General features: G+C 41.5%; 20 protein-coding genes and 1 other RNA gene. 10 read left to right on the top strand and 11 right to left on the bottom strand.

Features of this window, described 5'->3' with window-relative positions; translation table 11 throughout:
• A partial coding sequence (locus L4C33_RS11275; RefSeq protein ID WP_489686434.1) for a nucleotidyl cyclase domain-containing protein occupies positions 1-221 on the top strand: 221 nt, incomplete at its 5' end.
• 25 nt (positions 222-246) lie between these two features.
• Here L4C33_RS11275 and L4C33_RS11270 read toward each other — a convergent pair.
• Together L4C33_RS11270 and L4C33_RS11265 are read right to left on the bottom strand one after the other, a co-directional pair.
• The gene (locus L4C33_RS11270) at positions 247-597 is read right to left on the bottom strand and encodes a helix-turn-helix domain-containing protein (protein ID WP_428812531.1); all 351 of its coding nucleotides are present in this window, start codon (positions 595-597) and stop codon (positions 247-249) included.
• A gap of 120 nt (positions 598-717) precedes the next feature.
• Positions 718-1,227: a GNAT family N-acetyltransferase gene (locus tag L4C33_RS11265; protein ID WP_428812530.1), complete on the bottom strand. Its 510-nt coding sequence runs from the start codon at positions 1,225-1,227 to the stop codon at positions 718-720.
• A gap of 90 nt (positions 1,228-1,317) precedes the next feature.
• Between L4C33_RS11265 and L4C33_RS11260 the strand changes: the two genes are divergently transcribed.
• The 6 genes from L4C33_RS11260 (at position 1,318) to L4C33_RS11235 (ending at position 6,905) form a co-directional block, all read left to right on the top strand.
• Positions 1,318-1,938 carry a TetR/AcrR family transcriptional regulator gene (locus L4C33_RS11260; RefSeq protein WP_428812529.1) on the top strand — a complete coding sequence of 207 codons (621 nt, stop codon included), beginning with the start codon at positions 1,318-1,320 and terminating at the stop codon, positions 1,936-1,938.
• A gap of 120 nt (positions 1,939-2,058) precedes the next feature.
• Positions 2,059-2,415 (top strand): hypothetical protein, encoded by a 357-nt coding sequence (locus tag L4C33_RS11255; RefSeq protein WP_428812528.1) that lies wholly within the window; start codon positions 2,059-2,061, stop codon positions 2,413-2,415.
• Between the two features lie 83 nt (positions 2,416-2,498).
• The gene (locus L4C33_RS11250; RefSeq protein ID WP_428812527.1) at positions 2,499-3,098 is read left to right on the top strand and encodes a thiol:disulfide interchange protein DsbA/DsbL; all 600 of its coding nucleotides are present in this window, start codon (positions 2,499-2,501) and stop codon (positions 3,096-3,098) included.
• A gap of 282 nt (positions 3,099-3,380) precedes the next feature.
• Positions 3,381-4,514 carry a BamA/TamA family outer membrane protein gene (locus tag L4C33_RS11245; protein WP_428812526.1) on the top strand — a complete coding sequence of 378 codons (1,134 nt, stop codon included), beginning with the start codon at positions 3,381-3,383 and terminating at the stop codon, positions 4,512-4,514.
• Between the two features lie 237 nt (positions 4,515-4,751).
• Positions 4,752-5,666, top strand: a complete 915-nt coding sequence (locus L4C33_RS11240; protein ID WP_428812525.1) for a DMT family transporter — start codon at positions 4,752-4,754, stop codon at positions 5,664-5,666.
• Positions 5,667-5,807: 141 nt separating this feature from the next.
• Positions 5,808-6,905, top strand: coding sequence for a hypothetical protein (locus L4C33_RS11235; RefSeq protein WP_428812524.1), 1,098 nt, complete (start codon positions 5,808-5,810; stop codon positions 6,903-6,905).
• Between the two features lie 124 nt (positions 6,906-7,029).
• On the opposite strand, the gene ffs is transcribed toward L4C33_RS11235, so the two are convergent.
• The 3 genes from ffs to L4C33_RS11220 all read right to left on the bottom strand — a co-directional run bounded on the left by ffs (position 7,030) and on the right by L4C33_RS11220 (position 10,144).
• An RNA gene (gene ffs / locus L4C33_RS11230) (signal recognition particle sRNA small type) lies at positions 7,030-7,126 on the bottom strand.
• A 153-nt stretch (positions 7,127-7,279) separates the two neighbouring features.
• Entirely contained in the window at positions 7,280-9,331 is a 2,052-nt protein-coding gene (locus L4C33_RS11225) for a diguanylate cyclase (protein ID WP_428812523.1), read from the bottom strand.
• A 72-nt stretch (positions 9,332-9,403) separates the two neighbouring features.
• Positions 9,404-10,144: a VP0952 family biofilm-associated protein gene (locus L4C33_RS11220; protein ID WP_428812522.1), complete on the bottom strand. Its 741-nt coding sequence runs from the start codon at positions 10,142-10,144 to the stop codon at positions 9,404-9,406.
• Positions 10,145-10,195: 51 nt separating this feature from the next.
• Here L4C33_RS11220 and L4C33_RS11215 point away from each other — a divergent pair, with 51 nt between their 5' ends.
• Positions 10,196-10,498, top strand: a complete 303-nt coding sequence (locus L4C33_RS11215) for an MGMT family protein (RefSeq protein WP_428812521.1) — start codon at positions 10,196-10,198, stop codon at positions 10,496-10,498.
• Positions 10,499-10,543: 45 nt separating this feature from the next.
• Here the strand turns inward: L4C33_RS11215 and L4C33_RS11210 are convergent, their stop codons facing one another.
• Positions 10,544-10,975, bottom strand: a complete 432-nt coding sequence (locus L4C33_RS11210) for a YbaY family lipoprotein (RefSeq protein ID WP_428812520.1) — start codon at positions 10,973-10,975, stop codon at positions 10,544-10,546.
• Between the two features lie 167 nt (positions 10,976-11,142).
• Here L4C33_RS11210 and tesB point away from each other — a divergent pair, with 167 nt between their 5' ends.
• Positions 11,143-12,003, top strand: a complete 861-nt coding sequence (gene tesB, locus L4C33_RS11205; protein WP_428812519.1) for an acyl-CoA thioesterase II — start codon at positions 11,143-11,145, stop codon at positions 12,001-12,003.
• Between the two features lie 84 nt (positions 12,004-12,087).
• Here tesB and L4C33_RS11200 read toward each other — a convergent pair whose 3' ends face one another.
• From L4C33_RS11200 to L4C33_RS11190, 3 genes are all read right to left on the bottom strand, one after another.
• Positions 12,088-13,140 (bottom strand): YHYH protein, encoded by a 1,053-nt coding sequence (locus L4C33_RS11200; protein ID WP_428812518.1) that lies wholly within the window; start codon positions 13,138-13,140, stop codon positions 12,088-12,090.
• Between the two features lie 155 nt (positions 13,141-13,295).
• Positions 13,296-13,982 carry a hypothetical protein gene (locus L4C33_RS11195; protein ID WP_428812517.1) on the bottom strand — a complete coding sequence of 229 codons (687 nt, stop codon included), beginning with the start codon at positions 13,980-13,982 and terminating at the stop codon, positions 13,296-13,298.
• 29 nt (positions 13,983-14,011) lie between these two features.
• A complete protein-coding gene (locus L4C33_RS11190) occupies positions 14,012-14,467 on the bottom strand; it encodes an Lrp/AsnC family transcriptional regulator (protein WP_428812516.1) in 456 nt (151 codons plus the stop codon).
• Between the two features lie 148 nt (positions 14,468-14,615).
• Between L4C33_RS11190 and L4C33_RS11185 the strand changes: the two genes are divergently transcribed.
• Positions 14,616-15,683, top strand: coding sequence for a PLP-dependent cysteine synthase family protein (locus tag L4C33_RS11185; protein ID WP_428812515.1), 1,068 nt, complete (start codon positions 14,616-14,618; stop codon positions 15,681-15,683).
• A gap of 405 nt (positions 15,684-16,088) precedes the next feature.
• Here the strand turns inward: L4C33_RS11185 and L4C33_RS11180 are convergent, their stop codons facing one another.
• Positions 16,089-16,409 (bottom strand): DUF1244 domain-containing protein, encoded by a 321-nt coding sequence (locus tag L4C33_RS11180; protein WP_428812514.1) that lies wholly within the window; start codon positions 16,407-16,409, stop codon positions 16,089-16,091.
• 146 nt (positions 16,410-16,555) lie between these two features.
• Positions 16,556-18,127, bottom strand: a 1,572-nt coding sequence (locus tag L4C33_RS11175; protein WP_428812513.1) for an efflux RND transporter permease subunit, incomplete at its 5' end; no start/stop codon positions are given.

Below are 18,127 nucleotides of genomic sequence, written 5' to 3'. Positions count from 1 at the left end.
CTTGTGAACTGAGCCAATCTATTAAAGCGTTGAATATTCCCAATATCAAGTCAATGGTTAGTCAACAGTTGTCCATCACAATCGGTGTTGAGCACTGCCAACAGATCCATGAAGAAATCAGCCTTGAGCAATTTATCGCGATTGCCGACCAAGCCCTATTCCACGCTAAAAATTTAGAGCGCGGAACAGTACATATGTTTAATAAGCGGCCAGAGTGCTAATAAAATCGCATTAAGTCATTTCTAACTAGGCTTCGAGTGCGTGAACGTATTCAATCACAACCTGATTACCATCCACGTAAACGTTTTGAATTTCACCATCAACAGCAATACGGTTACTCAAATAAACAACCTGCTGCTCACCGGTAGGACTTCTCATCAAAGAGGGTAAATAGTGGCTTGGCTCAACGCGCATTAAACGGAAAAAAGCAGCAACAAACCCCATCGTTAGTGAAGCGTTCCCTCTGATCAAATTAGAAAAATCGACCTGAGTCATGCCCATTTTTTTGGCCATTTCCATCTGAGTCATGTGCATTTTTGCTTTTTGAGACATCCATACATTGTAGAGTGCCTCCCTGTCTTGCTGTGTAAATTCCATTGTTTTGATCCTGAATAATGCAACTCGTTATAGTCTGACAAAGCGACCGCACGCCATGTCAGGTATACGTGAGTTTTATGTCTGCTATGCGTAAGCTATTCACCAAAACAATAAAAAGCCCTATTCTCCGTTGGTTTTCCCTAAACGGCGTTCCATAATGAAATTCGTCAATGCTTGCCCTCTTACCTCTATCGATTGTTGCTCAACAACCGCAAAACCAAAATGCTCATAAAAAGGGCGAGCGGTATGGCTTACCTCTGAAAATAGCCTTACGATTCCTTTTTTCTCAGCCTCTGCAACTATGTAACTCATAAGAGCTTTGCCGACGCTTTTACCCTGGTATTCAAAGTGACAGAAAAAGTGATCGATCATTCCATCCAATTGAAGATCAGCGTATCCGACAGCGACTCCATTTATCTCAGCGACATAAGGCGTAATCCGATCCATTCGAGATTTCCATAATACTGGGTCAAAGTCAGTAGGCGCCCATGCTTCAACTTGTATTTGTGAATAATCGCGAACATTAACGTTTCTCACTGTATGAAAAAACACTTCCCATAACGCAGCAGAATCAGCTTCGGTGTAATCACGTATTACGATCGTACTCTCACTACCCTGTTGACCCAACATGAATTTCCCTCAAAGAAAAAGTAACCACTGGATTCAAAAGTAAACCCTTTGGTGTAAAATGCGTTTGATAATTACCAAACGAGTTGTGTTATGACGGTTAAAAAAACACTAAGCCAGAAGAAAAAAGAAGCGATTCTAGAAGCTGCTATCGCTGAATTTAAAAATAATGGCTTTAAATATACCAGCATGGACAAAATATCGAACCGAGCTGAAGTGTCTAAGCGAACCGTCTATAACCACTTTGCCAGTAAAGAGATCCTTTTCAATACCATCTTAACTGATATGTGGAATAAAGGTCTCGCAGCCACTGAATACCCCTTTTCCAATGAGCTCACATTAGAAAAACAGTTAATGGATATCGCTTATCAAGAAGTTGCTCTATTAAATTCTGATGGCTTCCTAAGCCTTTCACGAGTGCTACTTGCTGAATACTTCAACAATGAAACGTTAGCAAAACAGGGAATGGAAAAGTTTGCTCAAGCAGAAGGCGGACTCACTCGCTGGATCAAAGAAGCAATAGCAGTCAATAAACTCACCATCGATAACCCCGATTTTGCAGCGACTCAATTTATCAGTTTGATTAAGGCGTTTGCTTTTTGGCCACAAGTTATGGGGCATGCGCCTTTTCCAGATGAAGAGCAACAGAAACGTGTCATTGGCTCCGCTGTTGAGATGTTCTTGAAACAATATCAAACCGAGCAATCAAACTAATCAGCAGATCTCAGTGAATCTACATCAAATATTTATCGAACAAAGAACCCAGTAAGATTAACTTGATGTATCATTAGGCTCCTTAGATGTTCATTTCTTTATATTAACTAGTATTATTCGATGCCAAAATTGATTAACACAATTTGGATTACGGCTTTCACCTTATTTGCAATGCTTTCTACCAGTGTTGTAGCCAGTGCGAATGCCAGCAACAATATACTGAAAATAGCCCAACAAAGTTCAGTGGCTGAAGATCACCAAGAATTAAGCCTACATCTTAACTGTCCAGAACAAGAACTAGATCAACATAAAGTTGAACCTCACTGCTCAAGCTCAAGTTGCTTGCTTAAAATGTCATCGCTTCGCTCCATCGAAGGGAACGTTAAGCAAACGCAGTCTCTTGCTTTGATCAGTGACGAACCCATTTCTAAACCGATACTACGAACACAACTACTCTACCGCCCTCCAATTTCTTGAAGTTCAATACTTTAACTCGTCATAACTTGAGTAATTAGGCTCAAGATAGGCATTTAACATTTTGAATTTATGGAAATTAACAAATGAAAAAACTATTTACTTTATTTAGCACACTTATCTTGGCTTTCACTGCGAACGCTGCACAGTTTGAAGAAGGCACACACTACAAAGTTCTTGAAGTTGAAAAAGCGAAGAAGCCAACAGTGACGGAGTTCTTCTCTTTTTACTGTCCTCATTGCTTTAAATTTGAAGCTGTAGTCGAGAACTTAAAACCATCGCTACCAGAAAGCGCAAGCTTTGAAAAAGTACACGTTGCCTTCATGGGTAACAATATGGCAGTACCGATGGCCAAGTCTTACGCAACAATGATGTCTCTAGGTGTAGAGAAAGAAATGGTACCTGCGATGTTCAACCAAATTCATCAATTACGCCAAGCGCCAAAAGATGAAGCAGCACTTCGCCAGTTGTTCATTGATAATGGTGTTGAAGCTAAGAAATTTGATGCCGCGTACAACAGTTTTGCAGTGAACTCTATGCAGAAACGTTTCGACAAACAATTCGAAGCAAGTACCCTAACGGGCGTTCCTGGCGTATTAGTAAACGACAAATACATCGTCAAAGCAGACCAAATCAAGAGCTATGAAGAATACAACCAGTTGGTTAATTTCCTTCTGACTCTATAGCGGCTAATCAATTAGCCCCATTTGTGCTTTACACGCAACATTAAGCCCTGAGTAACTTCAGGGCTTTCATTCCTATCCTCTCCATAAAAGTTTCTGAAATCCCCTCCTTATATCCGACCGAAACCAAAAGTATCTATAATGTATACAGCCATAAACCATCGATAAAACTATGACTCACATTATAAGTATGGTATACGTATAGCCATTTTGTAAAAAGGCGAGAAATGACAATCGCCTAGCTCAATGACTGCTCTCATTTAAAGCTTTTGGAAGATAATCTCGATGGACCGTTACCGCTTATTTGCTATGTGTTTAGCATTTATTTTCTCTGCACAATCGTTTGCATTTGATGTAGAGGCAAAGCAAAAATCTGACGAAGGCAAGGATGACCAATTTAAGGTTATCGCTATTCCATTTTATGATCCGAGTGTCGATTCAGGGCTGTCTATCGTTCCTATCTATAGCTTTTATGCCGACGACAATAGCGAGACATCTTCCACTCTTTCTGCGACTTTGACCTACACTCGTAACGAGAGCTACTTCCTCAAAGGCAACACCGATATTTTACTCGACAATGATGCGGTACGAGTAGTCAGTGAATTTGGCTATTCATATACAAATATTGAGTTGCTCGGAGTCATCGAAGCCACACAAAAAGAAATCAACTTTGACGGCAGTACTTACTTCAATATCTATGACAATATGTTTGTAGGTATCGGTTTAGACTATAGCTCTACTCTTTTTAGCTCAGAGAAGAGGCTCGATAGTGCACTGTTGAAATTCCTAGGGTTTAGTGATGAGTATGAGTCCGACATTGGGGCTAAACTTTCCTTTTTATGGGATGCAAGAGAACATTATTACTACCCTTATCACGGCTTCCTATTTGAACTGACTTACGAAGATCACGGAACATGGATTGGAAATAAAGATGACGCAGCTTATTCATCTTTGGCCTCAGACTATCGCCTCTTTTACAGCTTAACTCACGACGACAACCATATCATTGCGAGTAAGTGGGTGGCTCGTTATCTAATAGATGCTGATAATGCACCAACCAGTGCTTATACAACTTATGGTCGACAAGGCCGAGATGTTCAACGTGGCTTCATTGCTGGTGACTATGTCGCTTCTCATATGACGAACCTAGAGCTTGAATATCGCTACTCTATCCACGGTACCTCAAGCCAACTCTTAAATAATATCTCTTTGGTTGCACTGACAGGTGCTGGAAAGGTCTTCGGTGAACAAGTCGCAGGCCCAGAAAAGAGTTTTTCAGAAAGCCGTACATTAGCAATGGTTGGGGCAGGTCTTCGCTATCGGCTGATGAGGCAAGAACGCATCAATGTACGAATGGATGTCACCTATAACAATGAAGATGAAATCCTTGCTTACTTTAGCTTGGGTGAAAATATTTAGTGCCACTTCTACCCATTGAACACAAAATAAACCACACAAAGAACAATGCCTTTAGTCTCGCACTTATTGGGAGAAAATAATTATTCAAAATTTAAGTTTTGTGGATTTTTATTCCACAAAACCCTAATTATATAGATAACAAAGCAAAATATTTCTCCGACTAACTCCTTATACTGTGACACGTCATTAAGGCTCTACAAGCCGATGATTTACAATAATTATTAATGAGTAGTCACCATGAATTCGAAGTCTTTTACCTTTCTGCTGTTTATTTCAGTTTGCTTAATCTGGGGAACCACTTGGTTCGCAATGGAAGTAGCTCTGCATTCTATCCCACCTATTTTTGCGACTGCATTACGCTTTTTACTAGCCGCTCCCTTACTAGCAGTACTAGCCAAAGTTTTTGGTCAGCCGCTCTTCTTCCCTAAAGGCAAGCAGCAATGGGTGATCATCGTCGCCCTTATGTACTTCGCAATTCCTTTCACACTAATGATCTACGGAGAGCAGTACATTTCGTCGGGTTTGGCTTCCATTATTTTTGCCAACATGCCGGTGGCTGTCATGCTAATGTCTGGGCTATTCCTTGGGCTACGCCTTGCTAAACATCAAGTATTCGGCTTAATCACAGCAGTTGTTAGCTTGTGTTTCATCCTTGGTAACGAAATGCAAATGGGTGGAAAAGACTACCTAATCGGTACCATCTGCCTAGCTATGGCTGTTGCTATCCACGCAGTCATGTATGTACTGGTTCAAAAGCATTGCAAAGACATCCAAGTACTCACATACAACGCTGTACCATGCTTCATCGCATCACTCTTCCTATTTGCAGTTTCGGCACTAGGGGAAAATGTAAACGTACAAACGTTCACTTGGGACTCTATTTCAGCCGTGGTTTACCTTGGGCTAATCGCAAGTGTTGGCGGCATTGTTGCTTACTTCAAATTAGGACAAGTCTCTACGCCATTCCAAGCATCGATTTGTTTCCTTATCTTCCCCGTCGTAGCATTGTTAATCTCAGCGTATATCAATGGTGAAATGCTATCACAGCAATCACTAATCCTGATGTTGCCATTACTTTGCGGTATCTTGCTTACCAAAGCACCAAAACAGATTTTCAAATTCCGTCCTGTAATGAAGACTGTAAAAGACTAAACACACACTGGTAAACACTAAATGGAGGCTTCAAATAGGCCTCCATTTTTGATCTTCGTTTTATAAAAAAGAAACACATCACAGTATGTAGGCTAGGCTCATCGATATATTCACAGTATAAATTCTTTGTGAGTATGACATGTGAATCACGAACAACAGCGCCAACAAGCACAATTAAACTTCGTAGATAGTGGGGGTAACTTAGAACTCGGTAATTTAGATTCGTTTCAGTTAACACTAGAACAGCTAAAAGAGACAACCGAGCTTTCTCCCTACGTTATTGAAACGTTTCAATCAGGCTTAACAGCCATCGTTTATCACATCAGACTGGATGGCATTGATTGGACTCTCAAATCCAAGCGCCCTAAAAGCTTGGTTCAAAACATCGACGGACAAACATCTTTCCTTAATGAAGTTCAGCGCCGGATAGATCTCTCCGATTTAAAAACATCTAATCCAAAGAAATTCCAGTCTATCGTCGACACTCAATTCGCTTCTTTTCAAGATGGAATTATATTATCACCATGGATTGCCGGTACGCCGATAACAAAACTCACCGAAACTATTTTCAACCAAATATTCGAAGTAATCATCAACTTAGAGATCAACGGATTATTCGAATGGGATTTCTGCCCTGGTAATATTTTGGTCGATGATAATGAAAAAGTTTGGTTATTTGATTTCGGCTATATGTACCCATTCGAGCCTAAATCTCAGTTCAATAGTAATGGACTCGATACGCCACTATTCCATGGTATTGAAAGGTTCGAGACTCGGTTTTTCTTCAATTACTTACTCCAAAACTCACCCAAGACTCCTAAAGTTGAACAGTTTGAATTATATAAACTGGWAAAGCGCTGCGCCCTTGCTGCTTACCAAAATAAACTTCAACATTTGGAAGCCATTAATGCTACTAAAGAGGTTCTCGAGTTACAGAAAGCAATAAACGCACGCTGGGAAAGCGCTTTAGAGAATCTAAATTCTTTGAAGATACTGTTCGAACTTGAAAGCTTTCGCTCTCACGTTCTCGATCTACTCGACGATATTCATGGGAAGTCTTGTTCATCAATGACCATTAAAAAATCCGATTTAATCATTGATACCCTGACAAACAAGTATGAGTTACTTAAGGATAATCAGTGCTTTTTCTTTGGTGACGAAAAGCTAGGGAAGCAACAGCTGTTATCAAAATATAGGGTTTTAAAATCGAAGGCTGTTGAATATCAACTTAGCGAATGATCCACTAGCTCGCTACATGTAGAGAGTGAATAAATCGTTTTTGGGCTAGAAAGAAGAACGAGAGATTTGAAAAGCTTCAGATAGCAAAAAGCCGCTCATTAAGAGCGGCTTTTTATATGGGTGGAAGCCCCAGCCACATCCCGGCACACACGTCGCCTGCTGCGGCTGCTCCCTTCCGGGCCTGACCGAGTTCACAAGTTAGTGTTGCGGGAGGACCAGGGCCTCCATAGATTCTTTTTCTAAAAGGCTTGCCTCAAAGAGTGACTGGATTATCAAGCATACCTCTAACGATTGCAAGGCTTGCTAACGCCTATTAAACATTTTTTTGCTCAACCGTTGATTATTCAAACAATCTGTTCATTGAGCGATCAACCTTATGCAATTTTGCTGCATTTTATTGGTTCATCGTCAACAGAAGCTGAGATGTTATCCCCTACCTCATTTACAAATGTACAGGTGCCTCCTGAGCGTTCCTTAGACTGATACATCGCTTTGTCTGTAGTACGTAATATGTCTCTAAGGTTCTTGCCTGCTGTTCTATTTGTTGACACTCCGACTGAAACGGTCACTTTAAGATAGATTTTATCTCGACTACTCGTAAACATTAGATGATTGAGTTCTTCTATAACCCGCGAGAGAACCTGACCTCTCACATCACCTATAAGAATAAATTCGTCACCACCCACTCGGTAGCTTCGACCATTCCATACTTTACTTATTTTGTCGGCATAGCGTTGTAAAACGAGGTCACCCACTTCATGGCCATAAGTATCGTTTATTTGCTTGAAGTGATTAATATCGAGTGATACGACCGTATGCCACGATTTTATATTCTTCTTATATTTAGACTGTAAACTTCGACGGTTACGTAAACGAGTTAAGCTGTCTGTTCTGGATTGATGGTGCAAAAACATTGCCGCAACGAGTGAGAATATGATGACAAGAATCAACAGGACTTGAGTTCTTTTCGCGAACATCTGCTCAGCTTCTAAAGTCTCACGCCAATCAGGCAGTTGAACATACTGGCTATTTATTCTTTCGGTATCAATAATCTGCAACGCGCGTTCAAACAACGGTGTGAGCAAAGCACCACGCTCACTCTTTACTATTCCAATCGCGATCTCTGATTGAACAATGGCGTCGATAGAATAATCTTCGGTTATTTGTAATAAGCCTTGCTCTCGAAATATATGGCTCAACCCCGCCCTACCAATTGGAAGGTAATCAATCTCATTGTTCAACAACCCTGAAAGCATTTCTTCTTGGCTATCGTAATACACTAACGTTTTATTGGGTAAAAGCTGACTTAATAGTTCATCAAAATAGTCGTCGTTGATAACCCCAACTCTCTCTGAAATCAGTTCTGATATATTTTGGTACACACCATTTTTATAGCCGACTCGTTTTACTAAGATAGTCTCAGATAGAAAATGAGATGGTGTAAAGTTTGCTATCAGCTTTCTCGACTCTGAAACAACTAAAGGCGCGATAATATCAATTTCCGCCGCGATAAAATCGCCATACATGCTTTCCCATGTTTCATGGGGAGTACTCACAAGTTGGCAATTTAATGTCAGTAATTCACACGCTTCAAATACCGTTTCAGCACTGAGTCCATATGTTTCGCCAGTGCTATCAAACTGAGCATACGGATATACATTTTCAAGCTTTACCGTAACAGGCTGATCTAACGCAATACCACTTGCCTTCACCATCCCTCTTAGGGCATCTCGCCTTAAGTCATACTGATATTCAGCTATCGACTCACGTAGTAGTCGCTGTATTTTTTCGCTATGAATAAACTCAGTAAACTGGTTCAGTTCGGTTTGGTATTTCCCTTTAGGAGCAACAATAGATACTGGTTTAATCGCGATATCATTATTCAGTAATTGTGAGCTGAACCCTGCAAGCAGCATTGGTTTTAGCTGATTAATCGCATCAACAATGCCTTGTACTTGATTGGTTAACAGGAGGCTTTTGGCATGATCATGCCCCTCGTAGTCAATGAGCTTAATTTCTGGGTACAGCGCCTTAATCAGAGAGCCATAGATAGTGTTTTTAGGTACTCCGAGTGTTTCAAGCTCTTCCAGCGGTTTCTCTGTATTACTGTATAGAAAGGTATATTCGATATTCGTGGGGGGGGAATAATCAAAACGCTTAGCTCGCTCTTGTGTATGAGTCACATTCGCGGCGAAGTCACTTTTTCCTAGCTCAACAGATTTGAGGATCGCATCAAAACTATCAAAATCTTGATAGTTAATACGAATATCAAATTCAGTCGCTATGGAGTCAAACAATACTCTTGTAACGATATCATCAGCTTCTGTTGCTACTGTATAGGATGCTTTTTCTGTATTTTCTGGTGCCCCCCAAGCGCTAAAAAACACAAAGGACAGTAAATAGATAAGCCTATCTAAATGACGCACTGGTGACTCTCTTATAATATTTGTATTTACGTTAATAAAGGTGTAAGCCGACACCTTTAATGTTATTAGCTGTTAATCGGTATCTTGTTCTACCTCTGCTCTAATGATGTAATCTGTCATCCACGCGGTAGCAAGTAAACACAACCATACAACAAATACTGGGCTAGGCACTTCAATACTAGGGGTTACAACCAGTACTGCAAAAGCAACCGTCGGTAGTGTCCAGCATAAAAGTTTATTCCAACGAAATGTTTTTAGTTTAGTTAGCATTTCCATGGACGCCATAATGCCGGTAATACTTAACGCCACGAGTGCAGCATAAGGCAAATCTGCTATCCATAACGGAAGTATCAAACCAAGAGACCACCAGCTATGACGACTTGTTGGTTTCAGATGATTTGCCGACCACCAGATAACACAAATTGCGACAGTCTGTAGGATAGTAACCCAAGGTGTGCCTGATAACTTACCCGCTGATTGTGTCACCATAATACCAACTTGGAGAGTGACGACTATGAGCCCAGCGATGACCAGAACACTCACACTACTTCGTTTGGAGAAGACCACCATAAGTAGCGGAAAAAGAACCCATACGCTGACAGAAAGAGTTATAGGTTGTAATGGCAGAGTCATACCATATACGGTCATAGCAGCCAATAAAGCAAGGCCAGCAACGCCCCCTTGTGGGAGGATCCATAATGCAGGGATCACCAATGCAAGAACAGGGATGTCCCCGTCACTTAAACCAATAGCGCGCGCGCAAACCACAGCTAAAAGAGTTGTGATCAAGAATTGAAATGTTGAAAATACCATAGCTCTCTCCTTCTACCAATCCGTGGCAATTCTGAACTAGGACGTTTTAGTATGGACCAATTCCATTCACAAATCTTTGCAGTAATTCACCAAATTCCATATGGAAAAGTCTCAACTTATGGAGATATAGCACAATTTTCAGGTTTCCCAGGCTATGCAAGACATGTTGGAAAAGCGTTAGGAAACTTACCCAAAGACTCCAAGCTTCCGTGGTTTAGGGTAATAAATAGTAAAGGTGAGATTTCTTTAAAAGGTGAATCCTTTACAAGACAAAAAGTGCAATTAGAAGCAGAAGGTATTGAAGTGAGTGATACAGGGAAAATCAAATTAAGATTATACAGATGGCAGCCATAAGACTGCCTTCTGTTGCTAGGTAATAGAGGTTAGCTAATTGCTATTCTATCGAACACCAACCAAACGTAAGTCTACTTTCAGAGTTTCAGCTTCATCGTTAACGACAGGTACTATGGTATCTGTCGTGAAACGCAGGCGACCATCTACTTCGATTTTCGCGCGTACATTGTAGCGGTGTCCTTGCTTGATTTTTCGGCTGTCAAAATCTAGAGAGAAAGCAATAGGTACTTGCTGCCCGTTAGTTTCGAAACGATGTTTACCAATAACCATCGCGGGTGCATCAGCAAGAGATATATCTTCAAGTGTAACCGTTACTAGCGCCCCTTCTGGTAAGGCAATACGCTCTCGGTAACTCACCGTTCCTTCAATAGTTTGAATGCTGCTTACTTCAAGTTGAGGTTGCGGTTCTGACTGACAACCAACTAATCCGATACTCGCAACGATGGCTGCTACCATTAAAAACAGGGCCTTTCTCATAAGATCTCTCTTCAATTTTATATTCAAGTATTAAACTAAATGTACGCTTAGTATATGAGCCCTTTATTAATCTGTCTTGAAACCCTATGATTTATTGACAGTTATTTGACTAAGTTAGAAAAACAACAATTATTCTATATTACTTTTTTCAGTGAGAGATTCAGGCGATGAGTAAACCATTACAAGAACTACTAAGTTTGCTTCAACTAGAAAAGCTTGAAGAAGGGCTATTCAGAGGGCAAAGTGAAAATTTAGGGTTACCACAGGTGTATGGTGGCCAAGTCATTGGACAAGCTTTATCTGCGGCTCGATATACTGTTGACGATGACCGAAGTGTCCACTCTTTCCATAGTTACTTCCTCTACCCAGGAGATCCTGAAAAACCAATCATTTATGATGTGGAGAATTTACGTGATGGAAGAAGTTTTAGTACGCGCCGAGTAAAAGCTATCCAAAACGGACGCCCAATTTTCTACCTTACGGCTTCATACCATGGTGACTCACCAGGGTTTGAGCACCAAAACACAATGCCAGAAATTCCCGGCCCTGAGAACTTCGCATCAGAGACTGAACTGGCGAGCCACATCGCTGAATACCTGCCAGAAAAACTACGCAARACATTTTGTGGTGAGAAACCTATTGAGATGCGTCCGGTCACGGTCGTGAACCCTCTCAACCCTAAGAAAGCAGACCCTAAGCAATATCTGTGGATACGAGCGAACGGTGAAATGCCGATAGACCAATTAATCCATCAATACCTGCTAGCTTACGCTTCTGACTGGGGATTCTTAATTACTGCGCTTCACCCGCATGGGGTATCTTTGATGACTCCGAATTTCCAAGTCGCGACTATTGACCACTCTATCTGGTTCCATCGTCCATTTAAGATGGATGAATGGTTGCTCTATGCCATTGAAAGCCCAACTGCGAGTAACACTAGAGGGTTAGTCCGTGGTGAGGTTTATAACCAGAAAGGTGAATTGGTTGCGACTGCTGTTCAAGAAGGTGTCATGCGCTTTACCAAATAATCAGGTAATGTTCTCGACAAATAGATAAAAGGAAAGGCTCTGATTCAGAGCCCTTTTCTCTTTTGGATTGCTTAAAAAGCCCCTCTAATGAGTATGAGTTCTCACGTTAGAAAAGGCGCTAAACGAACTGTCTACACTGCCTTTAAAGCAATTCACCACCCAAGGGAACTGGTCTGTAACGTAATAACCATATTGCCCATTTACGGTCATACCATTACATTCATCTAAAGTGCCAAGGGCCACGGTATATTCCCAATCGCCTCGAAACTGACCATCATAGTTAGCACTTACCACGACGCCTTGCCCACTGACAGGAGTGGTATAGCTCGCAACGGCTTGACGTGCTCCAGTCTTTAGCTGATAACTCGACGTCGCTTTTTTTACCTGGTTATCAGAAGAGTCTAAATAACAACTGCCGTAAACAGGGAAACCATCCGCAGCAAAGCCAATAACGGGTGACGCCTCACCACCAGCGCAATTTTGAACAAACAGGGCCATCGGATTACCATGGTAATGGTACTCCCCTGTTGGTTGAACATGAGCATTATGCTGATCGGTACCAAATGAATTGAGGTTCGACATAGGGTCGTAACGCCATGGAWTATTTATCTGGTCTTGGCCGCAACCTATCTTCTCTTGGCCAAGAGGCTCACTCCCAACGTCGTAACATGCCGCAGCTAATAAATCGATTTTTACTCCGTTAAGTAAAATCACTTCCGACACACTTAAACTTAAATCTGTACTTGCTCCCGCTTGTGTTGGGTTCGCTGTAAATTCATAACTGGTGCTTTGCTCAGTAACATTAGTAGCGAATGACGCTGAATGATCATTGAAATCATGATTGGGAATGGCATTCGATTGAATAATGCATTTACTACCACTGGAAGTGATAGAGAGAAGTCCAGTAAAGAGCAAAGAACGCTGAACATCATTGGCTGATGCTGTAAAGCTCCCCAGATACTGTTCGCAATCACCAGAAGTCTTACTGAGCATGATGTTGGTAATATCGCTGGCTGTTGCTGCGCTGGTTGTGCCTTCAGAGCTACTATTGCACCCTGACAATATAAAAATACATGGCATAGCAACTATGCGTAAAAAGCGCGAGGTATTGATGTAAGAGCTTATAAAAAGGGTCATTGGCTTCGTCCTATTGAATACACAATTTAAGCTTAGAAGCAATGAAGAGAGTTGCCTTAGTCTTTACCCAGCTTTACATTCACCTAGCCAATCAAATATCTTCATTCAATTGGCTAACGTTGAAAAAGACACTTTCAAAACAATGATTTCCAATACTATGGCGCTGATTGTTCGTTTACTTTGGATTTAATCTCATTGCCCGCATCACGCAACAAATTGAGCGGCGAAAGCACTACCCCTTTAACGGTCCCTTCTACCGCACCTTGAGTAGCTTGTTGAGCCAGTAGTTTACTCTTTTCAACTACTTGATCCGCTTTTGCGAGGATAACCGGAATATCACTCCTTAGATGTTCAGACTCCATTACAACTGCTGGAATGGTTTGCTCACGGTAACCTTTACTTTCAATAAGGGTTGGGGGAATAACGTCTAAGCGATAGCTCTTCAATTCCGCCAAAGTTGGAGGAATAACGTCAACTCTGACGCGTTCAACTTCCGACAATACTTGAGGTAAAGCTTGGGTTCTAACACTTTCGACCTCAGTCAAAATGCTTGGAATTTTGCTATCAACAGACGCAACGGTTTGATTCACTTCTTCAATCGTCTTTCTAACGTCTTCTACTGTATTTAAAACCTGTGGTGCGAGCTCATCGACATGCCCAGCGAATTCTAGCCACTCTTCCACTTTAAGATCTTTAGTGATCACTGATAAGTCTGAGATTATTTTTGGGTAGGTATCAACAACTTCGCCCACTTTATTGGTGAAGGTGTAAATAGAGTAACCTAAATAAAAGATAGAAACGGCGAGCAGCAATTGAACTGCCATTGAAATTCGAGCCAACATAAGATTTCCTTTCTTTCGTCAAACAGCCGTTAAATAGGTAATGCCGTTGTATATTTTAGTGGTTCCATGGCGAACGTAGAAGTGACATTAGAAATGCCATCAATACTATTCACTAAACGTTTATAGAACTCATCAAAACACTTCATATCCTTGACTTGTACTTTCATCATGTAATCGTATTCTCCCGCCATGCGATAGAATTCCATCACTTCTGGAAAGTCAGACACAGTGTGCACAAAACGGCCATACCACTCCTGTGAGTGATCACTGGTTTTAATAAGCACGAACGCAGTAAACGACAGGTCTAACTTTTCAGGGTTAAGTAAAGCGACTCGTTTCTCAATGACGCCGTCCTCTTCAAGGCGTTTAAGCCTTTTCCAACAAGGGGTTGTCGTTAAATTGACAGCTTCTGAAATATCACTCAAAGACAAGGTACTATCTTGTTGAAGTAATCCTAGGATTTTTTTATCTACAGTGTCGATCACAGTTTCACCAAATCACTTTAAAAGAGAATATTTTTCCACATATTAGTCAAGTTAGAGCAAATTAGGCAAAGTTTTTCTCCACAATTACCGCTAAATTAGAGTCATACCAACAAATTAAGAGCCTTAATCTTAGCCAGCGGAGTTTACTATGTGTACTGATCATTTATGGATTAACAATGCTATTCGTAAAATTGAAGCCGATTATCAACGTTCTGCAGATACGCATCTAATCAAGCTCGACCTGCCAAGTATTGAAGGGATTGATATTTATCTAAAAGATGAAAGCACCCATCCAACAGGCTCTTTAAAACATAGGTTAGCGCGTTCTCTTTTCTTATACGCTATCTGTAATGGTTGGGTTGGCCCAGAAACAACCATCATTGAATCTTCATCTGGCAGCACTGCGGTGTCAGAAGCGTATTTCGCTCGACTCCTTGGGCTTCCATTTATTGCTGTTATGCCCAAATGCACCGCGAAGAAGAAAATTGAGCAAATTGAATTTTATGGCGGTAAAGCGCACTTAGTTGACCGTTCAGATCAAATCTATGCTGAATCTCGCCGTTTAGCACAGGAGCTTGATGGTCATTATATGGATCAATTTACTTACGCTGAGCGAGCTACCGACTGGCGTGGGAATAACAACATCGCTAACTCAATTTTCAATCAAATGGAAATGGAAGATCACCCCGTTCCATCGTGGATTGTCATGAGCCCGGGTACTGGTGGCACCTCAGCAACTATTGGGCGGTTCATTCGTTATCAACAGCATGAAACGAAACTATGCGTTGTCGACCCAGAAAACTCGGTTTTCCATGACTTTTTCAAAACAGGTGACGTAAACCTCACTGGTGACAAATTCAGTAAAATTGAAGGGATTGGGCGACCACGCGTAGAACCAAGTTTCATTACAGGTGTGATTGATGAAATGCGTACAATTCCAGACGCGGCAAGCATTGCTACAACCCATTGGCTTTCTGACATTCTTGGCCGAAAAGTCGGGGCTTCAACGGGCACCAATATGTACGGCGTGCTTCAGTTAGCAAGCGAAATGAAAATGCGTGGAGAGAAAGGTTCTATAGTGACTCTGCTATGCGACAGCGGTGAACGTTACCTAGACACTTACTTCAACGATGAATGGGTCAGTAATAACATTGGCGACCTTCAGCCTTACATGTTGAAGCTAGAAGCTTTCGCGCAAACAGGTGAATTGGCCTAAATTAGAAAGTTCAAAACACTACAACGTCATAATGCTTTAATAAATAAAAATAAAAACTGTCATAGAGGCTCTTTACACTGAAGTTACTTCATTGGAGAGCCTCTTAGTTTTTCAACCATTGGAAGGCAGATTTCTGAGAGTGTTAAGGATATTTTGGTCGTTGTTAGCATCTGCATATCAACAACCAAAATTTACATATGGATATGTTCTTAATAGTTAGCGTAACCAAGAAGCATTGATGAGCCCAACTTGGGCTCTTTTGCTTTCAACCGTTCACCCCGTAAGGCTAAACGATTTAACTTAAGCACTAAGTCTTAGCTACCACTCCCCTTCGAAAAGTAACGATACCTAATTGATATTTTTCGGTTTCAATCTGCCCGCCCTTAAAGAAAAAGCTAGGAGCGATTACTCTGGTTTTTGTTTTGCTTCGAAGGCTGCAAGTTGCTCTGGCGTTGCTTTAGGCTGGTGATTTTGTTTCCACTCGTCATAAGTCATGCCGTATACACGCTCACGAGCATCATCAATATCTAAATCTAAGCCTTGTTGCTCAGCTTCAGCTTTATACCATTTGCTGAAACAGTTGCGGCAGAACCCGGCAAGAATCATCAAGTCGATGTTTTGAACATCTTTATTATCATCTAGGTGCGCAAGCAAGCGACGAAAAGTYGCAGCATCTAGTTTATCTTGCTCTTCTTGAGATAGGTTTTTATATTTAAATTCAGCCACTTTACTTTCCTTTTTGATTCGTACGAATTCACAGTCATTTTATTATCTTGCAGTTATACAAAAAAAGCCTGTCATTCGCTAGCAGCAAACGCAGGCTTTTCTATATTGTTACATTAATATCAATAGATTAATTTACGACCAGTCAATTAACCGTGAGAGGTTCTACCCACGTTGTCATGGCTAAGTTCTTTATTTAGAACCGCTTCAACATGACCAGGAGAACGAGTTGAACCTGAAATTAATCGATACATAGCAGGGATAACGAACAACGTAACTAAAGTCGCAAAGCCCATACCAAAGAAGATAACCGTACCCACTGCAACACGACTTTCGTAGCCAGCCCCCGTTGAAGTGATCAATGGAATCGCGCCTGCCAACGTTGTAAATGCGGTCATCATGATCGGACGTAAGCGTCGAGCTGAAGCATCAATGATCGCCTTTTCAAACTCGATACCGCGGTCACGAAGTTGGTTAGCAAACTCCACAATCAAAATACCGTTTTTAGTTACCATGCCGATTAACATGATCATACCAATTTGGCTATAAACATTGAGGCCTTGGCTCATTAACACCAATCCAAGGAAGCCACCAAAGATTCCCATAGGAACCGTGAACATCACAACTAGCGGGTTAATGAAACTTTCAAACTGTGCAGCAAGAACCAAGTAAGCAACGAGCATCGCCAAAGCAAACACAACCAAGATACTCGATTGGTTTTCCTTGAAGTCTTTAGACTCACCAGAATAACTTACAGAAATATCACCAGGTAACTGTTCAATAGCTTGCTCATCAAGAAAGTCCAAGGCATCACCTAGAGTATAACCTTCCATTAAGTTCGCTTTAATAGTGATCGATTTCTGCTTGTTATAGTGAGACAAACGAATCGACGATGCCACTTCCTCAATGTGGGTTAAGGCGTCTAAAGTCACCAATTCACCTGATTGAGTTCGCATGTATATCTGGCTTAGATCATTTGCGTTATTGAAGCTGTTCTCATCACCACGCAAATACACATCATACTCTTCACCGCGATCAACGAACGTAGTTTCACTCTTACCACCAAGCATAATTTCTAAGGTGTCTGATATATCTGAAACACTGACGCCGAGCTCAGCTGCGCGTTGTTTGTCTACCGTAACCAATAGCTCTGGTGTTTTCTCTGAGTAATCAATGTCCGCACCTTCCATCATTGGTGAATCTTCAGCAGCTTGCTTTAAGATTTCTGCCCACTTCTGTAGCTCGGTGTAATCAGAACCACCAAGAACGAATTGAACAGGCTCACTTGAGCCCCCTTTGAACCCAGGCATGAATGGGAAAACACGCACATCGGGAATACCAGCTAAAGATTTACGAACCGCGCCCAAAGCTTCTTGCGCTGTTTCTTCTCGCTCATTCCAATCATCCAAGATCATGATAACGAAACCAGTTTGGTCGCCGGCATTACCACCAAACGCTGGTGATTGAATACTGAATGATTTTAGGAAACCTTGACCAAGCAATGGCATTAAACGCTCTTCCACAATATCCATGTTAGCGGACATGCGGTTGTAGCTGGTTGCATCGGCACCACGAACAAACGCAAAGATAACACCGCGATCTTCTTGTGGAGTCAGCTGTGATGGCACTTGTTGCATCAAGCCATAGCTGCCGCCCATACACGCAATAATGATAATAGGAGCAGCCCAACGCCAATTAAGAGCACGACGTAAAACACCACG

It is taken from the genome of Vibrio makurazakiensis, assembly GCF_050337375.1.
In the GTDB taxonomy this organism is placed as follows: Bacteria; Pseudomonadota; Gammaproteobacteria; order Enterobacterales; family Vibrionaceae; genus Vibrio; species Vibrio makurazakiensis.
The sequence above is the reverse complement of the archived record's forward strand: the minus strand, read 5'-3'. Positions and strand labels throughout refer to the sequence as shown.

What these genes read in the sequence shown, in the direction of transcription:
- L4C33_RS11220 (WP_428812522.1), bottom strand. Translation starts at nt 10,144, where the DNA reads ATGGTATTTTCAACATTTCAATTCTTGATCACAACTCTTTTAGCTGTG.
- L4C33_RS11240 (WP_428812525.1), top strand. Translation starts at nt 4,752, where the DNA reads ATGAATTCGAAGTCTTTTACCTTTCTGCTGTTTATTTCAGTTTGCTTA.
- L4C33_RS11185 (WP_428812515.1), top strand. Translation starts at nt 14,616, where the DNA reads ATGTGTACTGATCATTTATGGATTAACAATGCTATTCGTAAAATTGAA.
- L4C33_RS11255 (WP_428812528.1), top strand. Translation starts at nt 2,059, where the DNA reads ATGCCAAAATTGATTAACACAATTTGGATTACGGCTTTCACCTTATTT.
- L4C33_RS11265 (WP_428812530.1), bottom strand. Translation starts at nt 1,227, where the DNA reads ATGTTGGGTCAACAGGGTAGTGAGAGTACGATCGTAATACGTGATTAC.
- L4C33_RS11215 (WP_428812521.1), top strand. Translation starts at nt 10,196, where the DNA reads ATGGACCAATTCCATTCACAAATCTTTGCAGTAATTCACCAAATTCCA.
- L4C33_RS11250 (WP_428812527.1), top strand. Translation starts at nt 2,499, where the DNA reads ATGAAAAAACTATTTACTTTATTTAGCACACTTATCTTGGCTTTCACT.
- L4C33_RS11270 (WP_428812531.1), bottom strand. Translation starts at nt 597, where the DNA reads ATGGAATTTACACAGCAAGACAGGGAGGCACTCTACAATGTATGGATG.
- L4C33_RS11195 (WP_428812517.1), bottom strand. Translation starts at nt 13,982, where the DNA reads ATGTTGGCTCGAATTTCAATGGCAGTTCAATTGCTGCTCGCCGTTTCT.
- L4C33_RS11245 (WP_428812526.1), top strand. Translation starts at nt 3,381, where the DNA reads ATGGACCGTTACCGCTTATTTGCTATGTGTTTAGCATTTATTTTCTCT.
- L4C33_RS11210 (WP_428812520.1), bottom strand. Translation starts at nt 10,975, where the DNA reads ATGAGAAAGGCCCTGTTTTTAATGGTAGCAGCCATCGTTGCGAGTATC.
- L4C33_RS11260 (WP_428812529.1), top strand. Translation starts at nt 1,318, where the DNA reads ATGACGGTTAAAAAAACACTAAGCCAGAAGAAAAAAGAAGCGATTCTA.